At 65.6% G+C, this 19,237-nt stretch carries 16 protein-coding genes; 10 read left to right on the top strand and 6 right to left on the bottom strand.

Annotated elements, in window-relative coordinates; genetic code table 11:
* Positions 1-218 precede the first annotated feature (218 nt).
* From GGC64_RS04180 to GGC64_RS04170, 3 genes are read left to right on the top strand one after another with little or no spacing between them, the layout of a single operon-like run.
* Positions 219-728 carry a MarR family winged helix-turn-helix transcriptional regulator gene (locus GGC64_RS04180; RefSeq protein ID WP_369434979.1) on the top strand — a complete coding sequence of 170 codons (510 nt, stop codon included), beginning with the start codon at positions 219-221 and terminating at the stop codon, positions 726-728.
* The gene (locus tag GGC64_RS04175; RefSeq protein ID WP_192721178.1) at positions 725-1,165 is read left to right on the top strand and encodes an MmpS family transport accessory protein; all 441 of its coding nucleotides are present in this window, start codon (positions 725-727) and stop codon (positions 1,163-1,165) included. The genes GGC64_RS04180 and GGC64_RS04175 overlap by 4 nt, the downstream gene beginning before the upstream one ends.
* The gene (locus GGC64_RS04170) at positions 1,162-4,068 is read left to right on the top strand and encodes an RND family transporter (RefSeq protein ID WP_192721177.1); all 2,907 of its coding nucleotides are present in this window, start codon (positions 1,162-1,164) and stop codon (positions 4,066-4,068) included. Before GGC64_RS04175 ends, GGC64_RS04170 begins: the two co-directional genes overlap by 4 nt.
* 10 nt (positions 4,069-4,078) lie before the next feature.
* Here GGC64_RS04170 and GGC64_RS04165 read toward each other — a convergent pair whose 3' ends face one another.
* On the bottom strand, positions 4,079-4,954 hold the full coding sequence (locus GGC64_RS04165) for a LysR family transcriptional regulator (RefSeq protein WP_192721176.1): 876 nt from the start codon (positions 4,952-4,954) through the stop codon (positions 4,079-4,081).
* A gap of 84 nt (positions 4,955-5,038) precedes the next feature.
* Here GGC64_RS04165 and GGC64_RS04160 point away from each other — a divergent pair, with 84 nt between their 5' ends.
* Positions 5,039-6,229 carry an MFS transporter gene (locus tag GGC64_RS04160; protein ID WP_225951158.1) on the top strand — a complete coding sequence of 397 codons (1,191 nt, stop codon included), beginning with the start codon at positions 5,039-5,041 and terminating at the stop codon, positions 6,227-6,229.
* On the opposite strand, the gene GGC64_RS04155 is transcribed toward GGC64_RS04160, so the two are convergent.
* The gene (locus GGC64_RS04155; RefSeq protein WP_192721174.1) at positions 6,194-6,667 is read right to left on the bottom strand and encodes a GNAT family N-acetyltransferase; all 474 of its coding nucleotides are present in this window, start codon (positions 6,665-6,667) and stop codon (positions 6,194-6,196) included. The two genes, GGC64_RS04160 and GGC64_RS04155, sit on opposite strands and share 36 nt — an antisense overlap.
* Positions 6,668-6,690: 23 nt before the next feature.
* Between GGC64_RS04155 and GGC64_RS04150 the strand changes: the two genes are divergently transcribed.
* The 6 genes from GGC64_RS04150 (at position 6,691) to GGC64_RS04125 (ending at position 13,032) form a co-directional block, all read left to right on the top strand.
* On the top strand, positions 6,691-7,464 hold the full coding sequence (locus GGC64_RS04150) for an HAD-IIA family hydrolase (protein WP_192721173.1): 774 nt from the start codon (positions 6,691-6,693) through the stop codon (positions 7,462-7,464).
* A 150-nt stretch (positions 7,465-7,614) separates the two neighbouring features.
* Positions 7,615-7,752, top strand: a complete 138-nt coding sequence (locus tag GGC64_RS04145; protein ID WP_192721172.1) for a hypothetical protein — start codon at positions 7,615-7,617, stop codon at positions 7,750-7,752.
* Positions 7,753-7,798: 46 nt separating this feature from the next.
* On the top strand, positions 7,799-8,704 hold the full coding sequence (locus tag GGC64_RS04140) for an arginase family protein (RefSeq protein ID WP_225951157.1): 906 nt from the start codon (positions 7,799-7,801) through the stop codon (positions 8,702-8,704).
* Between the two features lie 8 nt (positions 8,705-8,712).
* Entirely contained in the window at positions 8,713-10,860 is a 2,148-nt protein-coding gene (locus GGC64_RS04135) for a thiamine pyrophosphate-dependent enzyme (RefSeq protein WP_225951156.1), read from the top strand.
* A gap of 98 nt (positions 10,861-10,958) precedes the next feature.
* Positions 10,959-12,158, top strand: a complete 1,200-nt coding sequence (locus GGC64_RS04130) for a CoA transferase (RefSeq protein WP_192721170.1) — start codon at positions 10,959-10,961, stop codon at positions 12,156-12,158.
* Positions 12,159-12,231: 73 nt separating this feature from the next.
* Entirely contained in the window at positions 12,232-13,032 is an 801-nt protein-coding gene (locus GGC64_RS04125) for an acyl-CoA thioesterase II (RefSeq protein ID WP_192721169.1), read from the top strand.
* On the opposite strand, the gene GGC64_RS04120 is transcribed toward GGC64_RS04125, so the two are convergent.
* From GGC64_RS04120 to GGC64_RS04105, 4 genes are read right to left on the bottom strand one after another with little or no spacing between them, the layout of a single operon-like run.
* Entirely contained in the window at positions 12,925-15,435 is a 2,511-nt protein-coding gene (locus GGC64_RS04120; protein ID WP_192721168.1) for an AMP-binding protein, read from the bottom strand. The two genes, GGC64_RS04125 and GGC64_RS04120, sit on opposite strands and share 108 nt — an antisense overlap.
* Positions 15,432-16,475 carry an ABC transporter ATP-binding protein gene (locus GGC64_RS04115; RefSeq protein ID WP_192721167.1) on the bottom strand — a complete coding sequence of 348 codons (1,044 nt, stop codon included), beginning with the start codon at positions 16,473-16,475 and terminating at the stop codon, positions 15,432-15,434. Before GGC64_RS04115 ends, GGC64_RS04120 begins: the two co-directional genes overlap by 4 nt.
* Positions 16,472-18,070, bottom strand: coding sequence for an iron ABC transporter permease (locus GGC64_RS04110; RefSeq protein ID WP_192721166.1), 1,599 nt, complete (start codon positions 18,068-18,070; stop codon positions 16,472-16,474). Before GGC64_RS04110 ends, GGC64_RS04115 begins: the two co-directional genes overlap by 4 nt.
* Positions 18,071-19,087 carry an iron ABC transporter substrate-binding protein gene (locus tag GGC64_RS04105; protein WP_192721165.1) on the bottom strand — a complete coding sequence of 339 codons (1,017 nt, stop codon included), beginning with the start codon at positions 19,085-19,087 and terminating at the stop codon, positions 18,071-18,073.
* Positions 19,088-19,237 lie beyond the last annotated feature (150 nt).

Raw genomic sequence — 19,237 nt, 5'->3', positions numbered from 1 at the left:
TGCTGGGCCGGTTGCGGTCGGGATGGTCGGACGGTCTGAGAACATCTGTACGGCAACAGCGTTCAATCACCATCCGTGGCAGCCGGTCTCTACCCTGGCCGAATCCGCAGGTGTGTGCCTTTGGTGCACGGGACGCAGGCATCCCTGTGAAGTGCCTGTGAACTGCACAAACCGAGCCATATATTGCCGCTATATAGGGCGAGTGATATAGATACGATGTGAAAGTTAGGTCAGCTGACGAACCCGCCGGCGACTGTGTTGGCGAGCTTCTCGACCAGGCTGTGGACCTGACAGTGCGTTTCCTGTCCGATCGCGCCGATTTGAGTGCGTCTGCGGCGTTTGCGATGAACCGGGTGTGTCGGGAAGGTCCCATCCGGCTGACGACGCTTGCCGCTAAGGAGGGCGTCAGCCAGCCGTCGATGACTCAGCTGATTCAGCGGCTGGAACGGCTGGACCTGGTGGCCAGGCTTGCCGACCCTGACGACGGCAGGGCCGCCCTGATCGGAATCACCCAGCACGGCCAAGCGTTGCTCGACGAGCGCAAGCGAATGCGCCGCGAACGACTGACAGCGTTGATGGAAACGCTGACGCCTGAGGAGGAATCTGCGTTGTTGCTTTCGGCGCGGGTCGCGCTGCCGATTCTGCGTCGGCTCATCGCGAACGTGGACTGTCCGGCCGATGTCGGCGCCGCGCAGTCCGCTGAGGTGACACGAAAGGTGTTGGGGTGAAGGCCATTCCGGCGAGCCGCGTGCTGAAGCGCGTATGGATCCCGCTGCTGCTGATTGTCGTGTTGGCGGTCTCGGGACTGGTGGTCTCTCGTCTGCACAAGATGTTCGCCTCGGCGGACCTCAACGCAGGCGCGGGTGCAGGCATCGAGATCGTTCAGTTCAACCCCAAGGTCATGGTGTACGACGTTTACGGCGCACCCGGGACCACCGCCCAGATCAGTTATTTCGACACGGACGCGCATGTGCACTCGATAACCGCGCCGCTGCCGTGGTCGATCACCCTTTCGACGACGTTGCCGACCGTCAGCGCCAATCTCATGGCGCAGACCGACGGCGACCAGATTGGATGCCGCGTCACCGTGAACGGAACCGTCCGTGAAGAGCAATCAGCCGACGGCGTCAACGCTCAGACCTACTGCTTGGTGAAGTCCGCATGACCCACGCCGCTGGGCCCGAAACCGCGGGCGTGCCAAAGCCGAAGCGGGCCGTCGTGCCGCACCTGATCCGAATCCTTGCTCTGCCGATCGTCCTGTTCTGGCTCGTCGTCGCGGTCGGGGTGAATGTGCTCGCCCCGCAGCTCGAAGTCGTCGGTGAGCAGCACTCGGCGCCAATGGCTCCCGAGGACGCGCCGTCCATGGTCGCGATGAAGCGGATGGGCGCCAACTTCAAGGAATTCAACTCCAACAGCACCATCATGATCGTGGTGGAGGGCCAGAAGCCACTGGGCCCCGACGCACACGCCTACTACGACGAGATCATCCGCAAGCTGCAGCAAGATCCCGAGCATATCCAGCACATTCAGGATTTCTGGGGCGATACGCTGACCGCCGCCGGCGCGCAGAGCCCCGACGGCAAGGCGTCCTACGTGATGATCAACCTCGCCGGCGAACAAGGCCAAACCTTGGCCAACGAAGGTGTCCAAGCCGTCCGCAAGGTCATCGAGGAGACGAAGGCGCCGCCTGGAGTTCAGGCGTATGTGGCAGGTCCGGCTGCGCTCACCGACGACCTGCACGTCATCGGTAACGCCAGCCTGGCACAGATCACCCTGATAACGCTCGTCGCAATCGCGGCCATGCTGCTGGTGGTCTACCGCTCGATACGGACCACGCTGATCCAGCTGTTTCTCACGTTCCTCGCGCTGTTGACCGCGCGAGGCGTGGTGTCGATGCTGGCCACCCACGGAGCATTCGGGCTCACGACATTCGCAGGAAACATCCTGACGATGTTGGCCATTGCCGCGGCCACCGACTACGGCATATTCATCTTCGGCCGGTATCGCGAAGACCGCGGTATGGGCCTGGACAGGGACGAATCCTATTACGCCACCTTCAAATCCGTCGCGCCCGTCATCGTGGGTTCCGGCCTGACGATCGCGGGAGCGACGTACTGCCTGTCCTTCGCGCGACTGCCTTACTTTTCCACCATGGGCGCGCCCGTTGCGATCGGCATGATCGTGGTCGTGGCGATCGCGGTCACGCTCGGTCCGGCCGTACTCTTCCTCGGGAGCCGCGTCGGGCTCTACGAATCGAAGCGGCCTCCACAGAGCAGGTTCTGGCGCCGTGTCGGCACCGCGGTCGTGCGTTGGCCCGCACCGATTTTCGTGGCCAGCCTGTTCGTGGTGCTGATCGGCCTCGTGGCCATCCCGGGTTACAAGCCGGCCTACAACGACCGTTACTATCTGCCGAAGGACGCTCCGGTCAACATCGGCTTCGCGGCAGCCGACCGGCATTTCAGCCAGGCCCGGATGAACCCCGACATCCTCGAGGTCGAAGCCGACCACGACATGCGCAATCCCGCCGACATGCTTGTGCTGAACAAGATTTCAAGCAATGTCATGCACACCGAGGGCATTGCGATGGTGCAGAGCATCACGCGGCCGCTGGGAATTCCGATCCAGCACAGCTCCATTCCGTTCCAGACCAGCATCCAGGGCCAGACCAACAACATGAACCTGCCGTTCCAGCGGGATCAATTGGCCAATCAGCTCAAAACGATCGACGAGACCAACCGCTCGATCGACATCTTGGAGCAGCAGTACCAACTGTCCCTCGAGCAGACCAAGCTGACGCAGGATTCTGCGGCCAAGTCGCAGGCGCTCCTGCAAACCACCGAAGAACTGCGGGACAACATCGCGAACTTCGACGACCAATTCCGGCCGATCCGGAACTACTTCTACTGGGAACCGCATTGTTTCGACATCCCGCTCTGCAATGCGACACGAAACCTGTTCGACGCCCTCGACGGGATAGACCGAGTGACCGACCAAACGGGGGCGGTGCAGGTCAACACCGACAAACTGGCGGACCTTGCGCCAAAGCTGACCGCGCTCCTGCCGCAGACGATCGCGTCGATGAAGGCGAGCAGGGACCTGTCCCTGGCGTCGTACAACTCACAGAAGGCGCTGCTGGACCAGTTGGAGGCCTCCAACGACACCGCGCTGGCGATGGGCGAGGCCTTCGATGGGGCGAAGAACGACGACCTGTTCTTCTTGCCGCCGGAAGCCTTTGACAACCCCGACTTCAAACGTGGCCTGACGATGTTCCTTTCGCCTGACGGCAAGTCGGCGCGGATGTTCATCACCCATGAGAGCGATCCCGCAACGGTCGACGGCATCAAACGCGTTGACTCGGAACGCAAAGCCGCGCAGGAAGCGCTGAAGATGTCGTCGCTGTCGAACGCGAAGATCTATCTGGGTGGCGTGGCGGCGACCTATCGGGACATGTCGGAAGGCGCCAAATACGACCTGATGATCGCTGTGGTGTCGTCGCTGACGCTGATCTTCACGATCATGTTGATCCTGACCCGAAGCGCCGTTGCCGCTGCCGTCATCGTCGGCACGGCGGCAAGTTCGATCGCGGCGTCGTTCGGCATCTCGGTGCTGATCTGGCAGGACCTCTTCGGCATTCAGGTGCAATGGCTGGTCATGCTGATGTCCGTCATCATCCTGTTGGCGGTCGGCTCGGACTACAACCTCTTGCTCGTCTCTCGATTCAAGGACGAGATCCACGCGGGCCTGAAGACCGGCCTCATCCGGTCCATGGCAGGCACCGGTGGTGTGGTGACGTCGGCCGGACTGGTCTTCGCGGCCACCATGGCGGGAATGATGGGCAGCAAGCTGGTCGTGCTGGCGCAGATGGGCTCCACGATCGCGATCGGCCTGCTGGTCGACACGTTCGTTGTCCGCTCCTTCCTGATGCCGTCCATCGCAACGCTTTTGGGCCGTTGGTTCTGGTGGCCGCAAGTCGTCTATCCGCGCGGCGACTATCACTTCCTGCCGCCGCAAACCAGGCGGCGGTCGCAGGACGACCCGGACACCGTGGCGCTGCCCGCGCAGTCGTAAGCGGAAGAGCCTAGGCGGCAGCCTGTTTGATCGCGGCCAGGAAGTCGGTGACCAGTCGGTTGGCGGCCGGCCGCCAGACGGCGGCGAGGTCGATGGTCGTCGACCCCGAGACCCGGATGACCCTGACCGAACTTCTGAGCTGATGGGCGCCTACCGAATTCGCGGGAACCAGCGCGACACCGAGACCCGACGCGACCATCGCCAGTTGACTGTTGATGGATCCTGCCCAGTGCTGACCGCGCGGGGTGAAACCCGCAGCGCGACAACAGGCGGCCACTTGATCGTGATAGTCCGGCGAGATGTCGCGAGGCACCCAGATCCATGGCAGCTCTGCCGCCAGCGCCAGGTCACGGCTCAACCCCCGCGGTAGTTGCCAATCAATTGGCGTAGCAAGCACGAGTCTTTCGCGCCGCAGGACAGCGTGTTCGCAATCATGTGGGGGCGCGAACTGCCGAATCAGCGCGATGTCGATCTCGCGGCGCCGGAGTAGCTCGATGCCGACGTGGGTGTCGACTTCGCGCACCCGCACGTCGACACGAGGATGAGTGTCCGCATAGGTGCTCAGCGCGGTGGGCAGCGGGTCGGTGAACGCCGAACTGACGGCACCGATGCGGAGTTCGCCCGCTTGGCCGTCGGCCGCATGCCGCGCGGCGGCATCGGCGGTCTCCGCGGCTGCGACGAGGATGCGGCAGTGGTCGAGAAAAACAGCTCCGGCCGGGGTCAGGCGGACCTCACGCGTGGTGCGGTGAAGAAGTTCGACGTCGAGTCGCTTCTCGAGTGACTTGATTGCCGCCGACAGCGGCGGCTGAGACATGTGCAGTCGTTCGGCCGCCCGGCCGAAGTTGAGTTCCTCGGCAACGGCGATGAAATACCTAGCTTCTCGCACCTCAACCATTGATATCCATTCGCTATCACTGCATGACCGAATCGGTCCTTCACAATATATATCTGGCCGGGTGCAATGGCAGGTATGAACAGCTCACACTGGCGATTGTCGGCTGCACTGTGGTGCGCCGGGCTGGCGGCATTCGCGACGATGTACGCGCCGCAAGGGCTGCTCACCCAGATCTCGCGCGACGCGTCCGTCGACCCCTCGCAAGCGGCACTGCTGGTCTCGGCGGCGACGTTGGGCCTCGCGCTGTCGGTGCTGCCGTGGGCGTGGTTGTCGAATCGCATCGGGACCACAGCGGCGATGTGCTTGGCCGCCGCGGGCACAGCCGTCACCGCGATCGCGGTGCCCTGGTTGCCGACCTTCGACACGTTGCTCGCAGGCCGATTCCTGCACGGGATCGCCCTCGGTGGCATCCCGGCACTCGCTATGGCGCTGCTGCACAACTCCGCTGCGCCGCAGCGGGTCGCCACAATGGCTGGAAGTTATGTCGCGGCAACGTCATTGGGTGGTCTCAGTGGGCGCCTGCTCGTGGTGCCCATCGCGGATCACCTCGGTTGGCGCGCCGCACTTTTCATCCTCGGTTGTCTCGTCGCCGTGCTCATGGTGGCGCTGATCGGCGTGATCCCGCGGCCATCCGGCGCGTCAGCGAACGTGCCTGAACACGGCGCCGTGCTTGCGCACCTCCGTGACCCGGCGATGCTGAGCTTGTTCGCCATCGGCGCACTGCTGATCGGCGGGATGGTGATCGTCTTCAATTATTTGCCGTTCCGGCTGGAAGCGGACCCGTATCGGCTTGCGCCGACAATGGTTTCGCTGATCTTTCTGGCCTACCTCGGGGGCACTGTCGGCTCGCGGGCCGCCGGATGGCTGACCGACCGCGTCGGCGGGCCACCGATACTCGCGGCGGCGGGGCTGTTGATGGCGGGCGGCGCCGCGCTGACGCTTGCGCGGCCGGTATCGATGATCCTGCTGGGACTGGTCGTCTTGACGACCGGACTGTTCGTCGGGCACGCGGTGGCGTCCAGCATGGTCGCGGCGCGGGCGAATCACGGTCGCGCGCAGGCGACTGCGATGTACAACATCAGTTATTACGCCGGGTCCAGTGCGTTCGGCTGGCTCGGCGGACTCGCGTGGCTCCATGCGCAGTGGTGCGCGGTGACGGCGCTGGTGACCGCGCTCGGGCTTGGCGCAAGCGTTTTGGGCGTCCGTCCCGTCCGGCGCGTTGAGTGCGCGTTAGCCCGACGAAGCGCGGCGGCGCATTGCCTTTGAGAAGTAGACGCGCCGGAATCCGTCTTCGACGGCACGGGCCGTTTCCCGGTAGCCATGGCGCGGGTAGAAGGTGAGGTTCTCCGTCATCGCCTCGTTGGTGTACAGCCGGACCTCAGGCAGCCCGAGCTCTTCAGCATCACGTTCGGCGCGGGCCAGTAACCGCGCACCGTGGCCGCGTCCCTGGGCGCTGGGCGCGACGGCCACCGTCTCCAGCAGCAGGTGGTCTGTGCGGTCTTCTGTCACCAGCGTGCCGATGACAGCCCGGTCGCTGACAAGCACCCAGACCCGGCAATGCTCGAGCGCGGCGGCGTAGTCGGCGGTCATCGGGGCAGGCGGCCGCCCGATGCGCTGAACGTACTTCGTGTATGCGTCGGTGATCAGTTGGTGAATCGCCCCCAGGTCAGCCGTTGCGGCTCGTCGGATAGACGTCTGATCCACGAATATCAGCCTAGGGTGGACCGGTGCGCTCAACACCGAAGTGCTGGCTCACCGATATGGACGGTGTCCTCGTCCGCGAAGAACACGCGCTGCCCGGCGCCGCAGAATTCCTGCAACGCCTGGTAGAGCGGGAGCGGCCGTTTCTCGTGCTGACGAATAACTCGATCTTCACGCCGCGGGATCTGTCCGCGCGGCTGAAACGGTCGGGGCTGACTGTGCCTGAGGAGTCGATTTGGACGTCGGGCCTGGCCACCGCTGCGTTTCTGGACGCTCAGCAGCCCGGTGGGTCGGCCTACGTGATCGGTGAGGCCGGCCTGACCACGCCGTTGCATCAGGTCGGCTATACGCTGACCGACACCGAACCCGACTTCGTCGTGCTCGGGGAGACCCGCACATATTCGTTCACCGCGATCACCAAGGCGGTCCGGCTGATCCTCGGGGGCGCGCGGTTCATCGCGACCAACCCGGACGTCTCCGGGCCGTCGGCTGAGGGGCCGCTGCCCGCCACCGGCTCGGTCGCGGCCATGATCACCAAGGCCACCGGCCGCGAGCCGTACTTCGTCGGCAAGCCGAATCCGATGATGTTCCGCAGCGCGATGAACCGGATCGAGGCGCATTCCGAGAGCACGATGATGGTCGGCGACCGGATGGACACCGACGTCGTCGCGGGTATTGAGGCGGGCCTGGACACCGTCTTGGTGCTCACGGGCTCGACCACCGCCGCCGACATCGCGCGGTATCCGTTCCGGCCCGGCCGCGTGCTCGACTCGATCGCAGACTGCATCGAACTGGTTTGACGCGCGTCGGACTCGCCCCACAAGTGCATGCGTCGCTGCGTGCCATGAAAGACCGCGGCACGCCGCCACCGCGATGCGACGAGGGCCTCGGTCAGGGCGAGACGCGAACGTCGTACCGGGTATCAGTGGACCGAAGCCGGCAGGTCGATATTGGCCGAGGAGGTCAAGAACGAGATTTACGACGGCGCCACCCCCTATACGACCTATGTTCGGGGGGTGATCGTCGAAGGTAATCGCGGCGTGTTGCTGACGGGCAGGGGCGATAGCGCCCTGGTCATCGAGGGCTGAGTCGCATGCCGCGGACGTAAGGAGCGAAACAATCTCGGATATCGAATTGATCGGGGTGCCGTTCGACGGCTACGGGCGCAGCGGGCATCAAGCGCGTGCGGCTGCTGCGCTGCGCGACGCCGGCCTTCTCGACGCGTTCGATCATCACCACGTCATCGATGACGACGACTTGGCGTTGCCCGATCCGGATCCCGGCCGCGGCGAGTCAACCAGCCTGATCAACGAGCGTGCGCTGCTGGCGATGACCGACGCGCTCAACCGCAAGGTCGGTGAAGTCATACGAGCGGGCCGGTTCCCGTTCGTCTACGGCGGAGACTGTTCGACGCTGCTCGGTATCGTGACCGGCCTGCGCGATCATGTCGGCGGTGTCGGGCTGGTCTTCATCGACGGCCACGAGGACACCATGCCGCTGGATGTGTCCGAAGACGGCGAGGCGGCCAACGCCGAGATCGGTCTATTGCTCGGATTGACCGGTCGGCTGCTGACCGGCGAGCTCGGCGATCGGCTGCCTGCGCTGAGGCCCGAACAACTGGTGATCCTCGGTCCGCGCGACGACGACTGGCGGCGGCAGTTCAACGTCGGAACGCTTGCTGATTCAAGCGTGTGGCTGGCACCGCTGGCCGAAGTCGCCGACGACCCTTCTGGCACTGGACGTCAGGCGATCGAACAGCTGGCGGGCCGGGTGGACCGGTGGTGGTTGCATATCGACCTCGATGTGCTCGATCCCGTCGAGTTTCCGGCGCAGGGTCTACCGGATGTCGACGATGAACCCGGCGGCCTGACGTGGGATCAGCTCACCGATCTCGTCTCGGCGCTGTTCACCGGACCCGCGCCATGTGTCGGCGGCAGCCTCGCGATCTACGATCCGGATCAGGACCCCGACGGCGCCGGTGCCGCGCAGATCGTCGCGTTCATCCGAAATGTGTTGGTACGTCCGACAATCAGTCCTTAGGAGCTCGGTTGGCCGAACCGATCGATGAGCATTTCACCGCGACCGTCTCTGCGCTGAGTGCAGGCGAGCGCTCCTCGCAGGACGATTCGTTGCTTGGTGTGTTCGACGCTCAACTGGCCAGCAGGCACCTCGATCTGGCGGCCCGCTGGCTGCGGTCGAAAGGCAAGGGCTACTACACCATCGGCTCATCGGGGCATGAGGGCAATGCCGCGGTAGCCGCCGCGCTGCGCCCGACCGATCCGGCGTTGCTGCACTATCGCTCGGGAGGCTTCTTTCTGGCGCGCGCCGCGCAGGCCGGTGGCCGAGACCCGTTGCGCGACGTGCTTCTTGGGCTGGTGGCGGCCACCGCGGAACCGATCGCCGGCGGCAGGCACAAGGTGTTCGGGCGCTACGACCTGAACATCATCCCGCAGACATCGACGATCGCGTCTCACCTGCCGCGCGCGCTCGGCGTCGCGTTCTCCATCGCCCGCGCCCGCAAGCTTGGCGTGGCATGCCCGTGGCCCGACGACGCCGTCACGGTGTGCAGCTTCGGCGACGCGTCGGTGAATCATTCGACCGCGGTCGGCGCGATCAACGCAGCCTTGCATGCGGCGTATCAGGGCGTGCCGATGCCGTTGCTGTTCGTCTGTGAGGACAATGGGATCGGCATCAGCGTCGCAACGCCACGGGGCTGGATCAGACACACCTACGGAAATCGCGACGGGCTGCAATATTTCGGCGCCGACGGCTGGGATGTGGCGGCGACGTCGGAGGCGGCGACTGCGGCAGCGGAATGGGTGCGCACACACCGACGCCCGGCGTTCCTGCATCTTCGGACGGTCCGGTTGATGGGACACGCCGGTTCGGACTACGAGCCCGCCTACCGCAGTCCCGCCGAGATAGCAGCCGACTACGACCGAGACCCGGTGCTGTGTACGGCTTTGGCTCTGATCGAGGCTGACGTGTTGACGCCTGAGCAGGTGCTCGACCGGTATGAGACCATGCGCGCCAACGTGATTCAGCTCGCCGAAGAGGTCACCTTGGAGCCGCAGCTGGACAGCGCGGCGGCGATAATGAGGCCGCTGCACGACAGCCTCTCGGATGCCGCTGCCGCGTCGCCGGCGTCGCTGGCCGCGACGGTGAGATCAGGCGAGCCAGATGCGCCGCTGACGGTCGCCCTTGCGATCAACCGCGCGTTGCACGACATCCTGGACCGCTTTCCAGAGGCGATGATCTTCGGCGAGGACGTCGCCCGCAAGGGAGGCGTGTACGGCGTAACCCGTGGGCTTCTCGGCAAGACCAGTTCGGCGCGGGTGTTCGACACGCTGCTCGACGAGCAGTCGATCCTCGGTCTTGCGCTCGGTGCTGGGGTGTCGGGACTGCTGCCGATCCCAGAGATCCAGTACCTGGCGTACTTTCACAACGCCTCGGATCAGATTCGTGGGGAGGGCGCGACGCTGCAGTTCTTCTCCAACCGGCAGTACCGCAATCCGATGGTGGTGCGGGTGGCGGCCTATGGGTATCAGAAGGGGTTCGGCGGGCACTTTCACAACGACAACTCGATTGCCGCGCTCCGCGACATCCCAGGAGTCGTCATCGCGTCACCGGCGCGACCCGATGACGCCGCCGCGATGCTGCACACCTGCGCGGCCGCGGCGAAAGCGGCAGGCGTCGTGTGCGTGTTCCTCGAACCGATCGCGCTCTATCACACTCGCGATCTGTACGCCGAGGGCGACGACGGCTGGCTCGCCCCGTATCCGGAGGAAGCGGTGCCGCTCGGACGGGCCCGGACATACGGCGACGGGACGGACCTGACGATGCTCACGCTCGGCAACGGGCTGCGGATGAGCCTGCGGGTGGCCCGCAAGCTCGAGTCGGTTGGCATCCGTGTGCGCGTCGTCGACCTGAGGTGGCTGGCGCCGCTGCCGGTGGACGACATGGTTCGCGAGGCCAACGCGACCGGTCGGGTGCTGATCGTCGACGAGACCCGCGCGACCGGTGGGGTGGGCGAGGGTGTGCTCGCTGCGCTGCTCGAGCACGGCTACACCGGCGCGGTGGAGCGGGTGGCCAGCAGCGACAGCTTCATTCCGCTGGGCGAGGCCGCTTTGCAGGTATTGCTGTCGGAGGACACCATCGAAGCTGCAGCGACCAAACTCGCCGGCGCGGGCGCTTGACCATCCGCCGAAACTGCGGGGAGATCGCAATTCGTCGGCATTTCACCATCTCCCCGCAGTCTCGCGGGGGTTTGTCGGGCGCTTGATAGCTTGGCCGGGTGACTGTAGATGCGGCCCGCCCGCTGGCCGGGGTGCGGATCGTCGAGATCTCGAGCTTCGTCGCGGTGCCGTTGGCCGGGATGACGCTGGGCCAACTCGGCGCCGAGGTGATCCGCGTCGACCCGATCGGTGGTGCCGCCGATTACCATCGCTGGCCGGTCACGGCTGACGGGGAGAGCATCTACTGGGCCGGCCTGAACAAGGGCAAGCGTTCGGTTGCCGCCGACTTCCGCTCGGCCGAAGGCCAGGATTTGGTGCAGCGGCTCATCGCCGACAGTGGCATCCTGATCACGAATGTCGCGGGCCGGGAATGGCATTCGTACGACACGCTGACGCGGTTGCGTCCCGACCTGATTCAGGTCGAGGTGTCCGGGCGTGCCGACGGCGGCACCGGGGTCGACTACACCGTCAACGCGGGCATTGGTTTTCCGTTGGTCACCGGTCCCGCCGAACTCGCGACACCGGTGAATCATGTGCTGCCTGCGTGGGATGTCTCGTGCGGCATTTACGCGGCGCTGGCGGTCGTCACCGCGTTGCGGCATCGCGATGCGACAGGGCAGGGTCAGCGGATCGGCATTCCGCTGGAGAACGTCGCGCTGGCGACCGCGGGCAATCTCAGCCTGTTCACCGAGGTGATGGTGAACGGTACTGCCCGCGAGCGGATCGGCAACTCGGTGTACGGCCAGTACGGGCAGGACTTCACCAGCAGCGACGGGGCGTCGTTCATGATCGTCGCGCTGACCGGCAGGCACTTCCGCGACCTGACCGAGCTGACCGGTACGACGAAAGCTGTTGCCGCACTTGCCGACACACTCGGTGCGGACCTCTCCGACGAGGGGGAGCGGTACCGCCACCGCGACGCATTGTCCGGGTTGTTCACCGAATGGTTCTCCCAACACACCGCAGAAGAGGTCCGCGCGGGGTTGGCGAGCACCTCCGTATTGTGGGAGCGCTACCGCACATTCGCAGAAACGGCCGTCGACGAAAAAGTCACCGCCAACCCGATGTTCACCTCGCTCGACCAGCCGCGGATCGGGCAGTATCTGGCACCGGGCCTGCCATTGGAGATCAACGGCGACTACCCGCCCGCGGTCGCGGCACCGGCGCTCGGCGACGACACGGCCGCGGTACTCGGCGAATGGCTCGGGATGACTGCCGATGAGATCGGAAAACTCACCGAATCGGGCACCGTGGCATGAGCGCCCGAGGACGACAACGAGCGAGGATCGCAGCGAGGAACGAGCGAGGACCGGAGCGAGGAGGAGTCGAGACATGAGCGCACTGTTGAAGCTGCTCGAGGTTGCTCCAGGCTCCGCCGTGGACACCTGGATCGGTCCCGCCAGCGGACCGACCGGAAAGCGTTCCTACGGTGGACAATTCGTCGCCCAGAGCTTGGCTGCCGCGTGCCGCACCGTCGACGCGGACCGCTTGCCGACCAACATGCATCTGCAGTTCCTGCGCGGCGGTGAGGCAGGCGATCCCGTCGAATACACCGTTACACGGGTGTTCGACGGCAGGACCGCGGCGGCGCGTCGAGTCGACTCTCACCAGGGTGGGCGACTCTTGACGACCGCGACAGTGTCGTTCGCTGCGGAGTTGCCCGGCCCCGAGCACGGGCACGTTGCGGACATGCCCGGGGACCCCGAGGCGCTACCCCGGACCGGGCCCGCCGGCCCCGCGCCGTCCATGCCGCTGGAGGAACTCGACATCAGGATCGCCGACGACAGTTCGAGCGGGGAGTTCGTGCGGCGGCTGTGGTGGCGGGCGACGATTCCGTTACCCGACGATCCGGTGTTGCACACGTTGGTCGCGGTGTACGTCACCGACGTCTACATGATCGACCCCGCGCTGCAGGTGCACGGGCATTCGATGAAGGCCCGTACCCATCGCAGTGGCACCACCGACTCGTCGATCTGGTTTCATCGGGCCGTTCGGGCCGATGAATGGAATCTGCTGGAGTGCCGTTCACCGGCCGCGGCGCGCGGGCGCGGTGTCGTGACCGCCAGCCTGGTCCGCGCCGACGGTTTCATCGCGGCGACGTTGGCGCAAGAAGGCCTTATCGCCGACCGTTAGCCGCCTGCGCAGTGTCGAGACAAGCTGCGTGAGAACGACACCCACCACCACTGATGCGAGTACGCCAAGCAGCGGATGACCCTTGAACAGCGGATAGACCTGGTAGTGCGTCAGGTAGATGTACAGCGACGCCTCCGCGATGACGCCTGCGGCGACTGACGCCGCGGGCGGGCAGCGCAACGCAGGCAACCAGATCAGCAGGACAAACCCGGTCAGCACCAGCAATTCTCGTTCGGTGCGGTCGAAATAGCCGTGCAGGCTGACGATCAGCACGACGGTCACCGCCACCCGCTGCAATGTCGTCGAGGATTTGGCCGCAGCCCAGCCGACCGCGAAGAACCAGAACGCCAGCATCGTGAACCATGCGCCGTCGCCGAGATGCAGTCCGAGGATGTCGTAGCGCAGCGCAAGCCCGACGGCCAGGACTGTGACGGCGACGGTGAAGGGCCACTGCCGTTCCCATCGGTCGACCGCCGGTAGCCAGCACAGCACGGCGAGCGCAACCAGGATCCACACCAGCACTTCGACGAACCACAATCGGCCTGCGGTCATGCTGTCGTGCGGGCCGAGGAATTTGTTGGCCAGCAGCAGATTTGTCGGCGCATAGTCGTCGGTGATCAGCAGCGCGATCGCGGCCCACGCCACCGACGGTCCGGCGATCCATGCGATCGTGTTGCGCAGGTGCCTGACCCGATCGGTGCGCGACACAGGTGTGAGGCAGAACCGGCCGAAGTTGTATCCGGCAACGCCGAGCAGCACGTGCGCGCCGCCCCACAGTTCAAACAGCCCGGCGTGCGAACCGGCGATGAGCAGGATCGCGGCGGCGCGCAGCGCGACAGTGGTTTCCAGCGTCGAACGCCACCGCCGCCGTGCCGGCTTCGGCATGGCTTCCAATTCCCGAAGCGGCAGCCGTTGCCAGTCAGCGGGTAGCCGCCCGAGTGCCTGCTCCAGCCGCACCGACATCGTCACGTACGTCAGTGAATTGCCGCCGAGGTCGACGAAGCTTGCTTCGGGGTCGATGCCTTCGGCGTCAAGCCCCAGCACGTCGGCGAACAGGTTGCTCAGCCCAATCACACCGGGAGGCTTGGTGTCCGACATGCGTGCGAGGGCCCGCGCCCTCTGGTAGTCCGGTTTGCCCGATGGCAACATCGGCAACTCGGCGACGGTGACGGTCTGCACGCTCGCGGCTGGGATGCCCGCTGCCCACGCGGCGATGTGTTGCACCTCGTTGCGATCGTGCCCGGCCGTCAGCACCGCGAGGCGGTCGTCGACGTCGGCGCAGAACGCCGTCACACCATGGTCGGACAACGTCGCCTCGACGCGCTGCAGATCGATCCGTAACCCGTACATCTTGACGAAACGACTATTGCGCCCGATCACTTCGTACAAGCCATCAGGCCCGCGGCGCGCGATGTCTCCGGTGTGTAGCGCATCGACGGTCTTGCCGAGAGCGAGGTCGTCGGGCCGGTGCGCGTACCCCATCATGACATTGGGGCCGCGGTACACCAGCTCTCCGCTCGGTTCGATGCTGAACGCACCACCCGGTATCGGCTTGCCGATCGCGGTCGGACGTGACGAGGCGAGTTGCGGTGGCAGGTAAGCCATTCGGGCGGTAGCCTCCGTCGCGCCGTACATCACGAACAAGTCCCAGCCTTGCTGTCGGCCGAGCTCTGCGAATCGGCGAACACGCTCCGGTGGCATCCGGCCGCCGGCCTGGGTGAGGTAGCGCAGATGCGGCAGATCCAGCGCCTGCTCGCCGACCCGCTCCAACAGCTCGAAGGTGTAGGGCACGCCTGCGAAGGTGGTGCCTCGGTGTGCGCGGAACAGGTCCCAGAACTCGTCGTCGACGACCGAGCGATCGGTGAGGATCAGACCTGCGCCGTGCAGCAGGTGGCTGTGGATTACCGACATCCCATAGCAGTAGGACATCGGTAATGTCGTTGCGACCCTGTCGGTTTCGCGGATATCGAGGTAGTCGGCGATCGCCGCGGCGTTGCTGCACAGATTGCGGTGGGACAGCCGTACGAGTTTGGGGGAGCCGGTACTGCCCGAGGTGGACAACAACAACGCGAGATCGTCGTGCAGCCGATGGTGTTTGTGGCGGTGGTGGATGCCGTCGGCGTCGATGACAACGCCCGGTTCGTAGGTCTGCAGGATCGCCGTGTGGTCGTAGCCGGCAGAGGCAGGCAGGACGACGTGGCCGGTGGTCATCGCCGCCAGGTAGTGCACCAAACTGCTTACATCGTTGTGCGTTTCGAGCAGGACCAGGCGACGGGGCCCGTCGAGTTCGCTGGCGGCGTCGGCGACCGTATCGGCGAGTTGGTGATAGGTGAGCTGCTGGGTGTCCGTCAGGATCGCCACCTTCTCGCCATGGGCGCGAAGGTGGTCGAGAAGTTGCCTCACGTCAGCACAATCCCGGCGCCCACCACCTCGATCCGCACTTTGGCGTCGATGGGCGGCGGGTTGAAGCTGTGCTGACGCACGACGAGCGGCGCGGCCCCACCCGCCGGATCGATGGTCAACAGCACATCGTGGCCGAGGAATTCGGTGGCGATCACCGTACCCACGCCGTCGAGGTGCTCGCTGTCCGAAACCACCGTCGCGACAAGCTGTTCGGGCCGCAGCACCAGAGTGGCCGGCCCGTCGCCGGCCTGGACCGGCACCCGGCCCAGTGCACATTGGGCGAAGCCCGACGCGACCGTGCAGGGAAGTGAGATACAGTCGCCGAGGAATTCGGCGGTGAATCGGTCGGTCGGCTGTCGATAGACCTGCTGCGGGGTACCCACCTGGGTGAACCGTCCGTCACGCATGACCGCCACCTGATCCGCGATCGACAGTGCCTCTTCCTGGTCGTGCGTCACCAAAAGTGTTGTCACGCCTGCGGTGGCGAGCAGACCGGCGACCGCCTTGCGGGTCGAAGCGCGAAGGCCCGTATCCAGCGCGCTGAACGGTTCGTCGAGCAGCATCAACACCGGGTGCCTTGCGAGTGCGCGTGCGAGTGCCACCCGCTGCTGTTGTCCTCCGGACAGTTCATGGGGTCGGCGCGCCGCGTACGACGGATCGAGGGCAACGGTCTCGAGGAGCTCGGCGACGCGGGCGCGCACTTCGTCACGCGCCGTGCCGCGCAATCCGTAGGCGATGTTCTGCCCGACCGTCAGATGCGGGAACAGCGCGCCGTCCTGCGCGACATAGCCGACGCTGCGACGGTGCGGGGCCACCGCGCGCTGCGGACCGGCGACCTGCCGTCCGTCGATGGAGATCGTGCCCGCATCGGGGGATTCGAACCCCGCGATCAGGCGCAGCAGCGTGGTCTTGCCGCAGCCCGATGCGCCGACGACGGCGGTGGTGGTACCCGGCTGCAGGCTCAGATCGATGTCATGCAGCACCGTATGTCCGCTGAAAGACTTGGCGATTCCATTGACCTCGAGCGTCGCGGCGGTCATAGCGCGGCCACCTTCGTCGACTGCCGGAACAACACCAGCGTGACGGGGACGGCGAGCACCACCAACACAAGGGCGTAAGGCGCGGCGGCCGCATAGTCCAGTTCGCTTGACAACGACCAGAACCTCATCGACAAGGTGCTGGTTCCCGTCGGCGCCAACAGCAGCGTCGCGGTCAATTCGGTTGCCACAGCGACGAATACCAGCGATGCACCCGCCGCGGTCGCGGGTGCGGTCAGTCGCAGCGTGACCCGAAGAAAGGTGGCCGCCGGTGAACTACCCAACGACCGCGACGCCTCCTCGAGGCTCGGCGGCACCTGAGCAAGTCCGGCGCGGACATTGACCAGCGCGCGCGGCATGAACAGCAGCACGTAGGCGAACACGATCAGCGCGATGCTCTGATACAGCGGCGGCGCGAGATGGATGGTCACTGTGACAAGCGCGAGCGCGGTGACAATGCCGGGAAGTGAACTGGTGACGTAGTTCGCGCCTTCGACGGCACGGGCGAGCAGGCCGCTGGAGCGCACGGCGACCCAGGCGACGGGGAAGGCGAGCACCGTCGTCAGCACCGCGGCAGCCGTTGCGAGCCCGATGGTTTGGCCCAGCGCGGTGAGGATGTCATCGAACACCCAGACGTCGGCCCCGCCGATCCACAGCCAGCGTAGGAGCGTCCACACCGGCACGCCGAGCGCGAGGACCGCCAGAGCGGCAAGAGCGATTTGCCCGGTTAGCATGTTGTGTCCCAACCGAATCGGTGTCGCCGCGCGCGGCGCACCCGACCCGACGCGGGAGAATCGGGCCCTGCCACGTGCCAGCGCCTCAGCGACCAGCAGCGCCAGACACAGCAGCACCAGCACCCCGGCGAGCATGCTGCCCGCCGCGCCGTCGAAGGTGACCTGGAACTGCTGGAAGATGGCGACCGTGAACGTGTCGAACCGCACCATCGCGAAAGCGCCGTACTCGGCAAGCAGGTGGACGCCGATCAGCAGGCCGCCGCCGAGGACGGCCAGCCGCAGCTGTGGCAGCACCACGCGGAAGAACACCCCGGCAGAGTTCGAGCCCAGCGCCCTGGCGGACTCCTCGATGGCAGGGTCGAGCCTGCGCAGAGTCGCGGCCACCGGCAGATACATGAACGGGAAGTACGACAGCGTCGACACCAGCACCCCCGCCCACAACCCGTGCAGCGACGGGACCACGCCCACCCACGCATAGCTGTTGACGAAAGCCGGGACCGCGAGGGGTGCGACGAACAACGGACGCCAGAACGCGCGGCCCGCAAGATCGGTCCGCTCCACCAGCCACGCGACCCCGACACCGATGACCACGCACACCGGCACCGTGATCGCGACCAGCGCCACGGTGTTGATCAACAGTTCGCCGACCCGGGGCCGTACGACAAGGTGATAGGCCTTCGTCCACCCGATCGACACCGCTGCCCACGCGACATAGCCGAGTGGAATCAGGGTGGCCGCGACGAGGATCGTGACGGCCGCGCTGACCAGCGGGCCGGGTCGAGCGGCCCTGTCGGGCCTCGAGACCGGCGCCGCCGGGCGCGACTGGGTCTGATCGTCGGCTCGGCCGACCGGGGGAGCGACCACCTATAACAACCCGGCCTTCGTCATCAGGTCCGTCACCTTCTGCGCGTCAAGCGTCGACGGGTCCACAAGAGGGGCGCCCAACTTGACCAGCGGGGTGAGAGCAGGGTTCGGGCGGACGTCAGCGGCCACTGGGTACTCGAACGAATCGCCCTTCTGTAGGACCTCCTGGCCGGTCTTGCCCGTGATGAAGCGGATGAACTGCTGGGCTTCCTTCTGCCGCTTGCTGGACTTCAGGACGCCCGCGCCGGAGATGCTGACGAAGGCGCCGGGATCCTGGTTGCGGAAGTAGTACAGCGCCGTATTCCCGCTCATCTCTTTGGTTTCCGCCTGATCGCGGAACCAGTAGTAGTGGTAGATCACGCCGCCGTCGACCTCACCTGCGTTGACCGCCTTGAGCGTGGCGATGTTGTCGTTGTAGATCACCGCGTTGGCCTTCATCGCCGCCAGCCACTGCGCGGTCGCGGGCTCACCTCTCAGCTGCAGCAGGGCGGCGACGATCGCCTGGAAGTCCGCCTTGGCCGGCGGCGCACCCCAGCGTCCCTTCCACTTGGGCTGCTCGAGGTCCAGCAGTGACTTCGGCAGCTGACCACGTTTGAGCTTGGCCGTGTTGTAGACGAACACCGTGGTGCGCGCGGCGACGCCGGTCCACTTGCCGCTGGCCGGACGGAATTGCGGCGGAACCTGTTTGAAGGTCTCGCCGTCGAGGTCCGCGAACAGCCCGGCGCGCTCAACGGCGGCCATCGCGGGGGAGTTCTCGGTCAGGAACACATCGGCCGGCGAGGCGTCGCCCTCGGCGATCAGCTGGTTGCCGAGCTCGGTGTCGCCGCCTTGACGGTAGGAAACCTTGATGCCGGTCTCCTTGGTGAAGGCGTCGATCCACTCCTTGGTCAGCGACTCGTGCTGGGCGTTGTAGATCAGTAGCTCGTTCTTGTCTTCGGAGCCCGAGCATGCAGTGGCGCCGAGCACGACGGCCAGAACTGATAGCAGTGCGGCGATACGGCTCCAACCTCGTCGCATCCAGTCAGATCCTTCCGTATGCACGCTTTTAGCTGAGCTTTACCTAAGCGAATTTACCCGTAGCGGACTTTTGATCTGGGCGGGTGCCCGAATATGGGTTACCCACGGTTGCCGAAGCAGGCGTGCACCTGGCTTGATCTTGACCCCCCG

This window comes from Mycobacterium sp. OAS707 (genome assembly GCF_014873705.1).
In the GTDB taxonomy this organism is placed as follows: Bacteria; Actinomycetota; Actinomycetes; order Mycobacteriales; family Mycobacteriaceae; genus Mycobacterium.
Note: the sequence above shows the minus strand (reverse complement) of the source record. Positions and strands in the feature narration are given on the sequence as shown.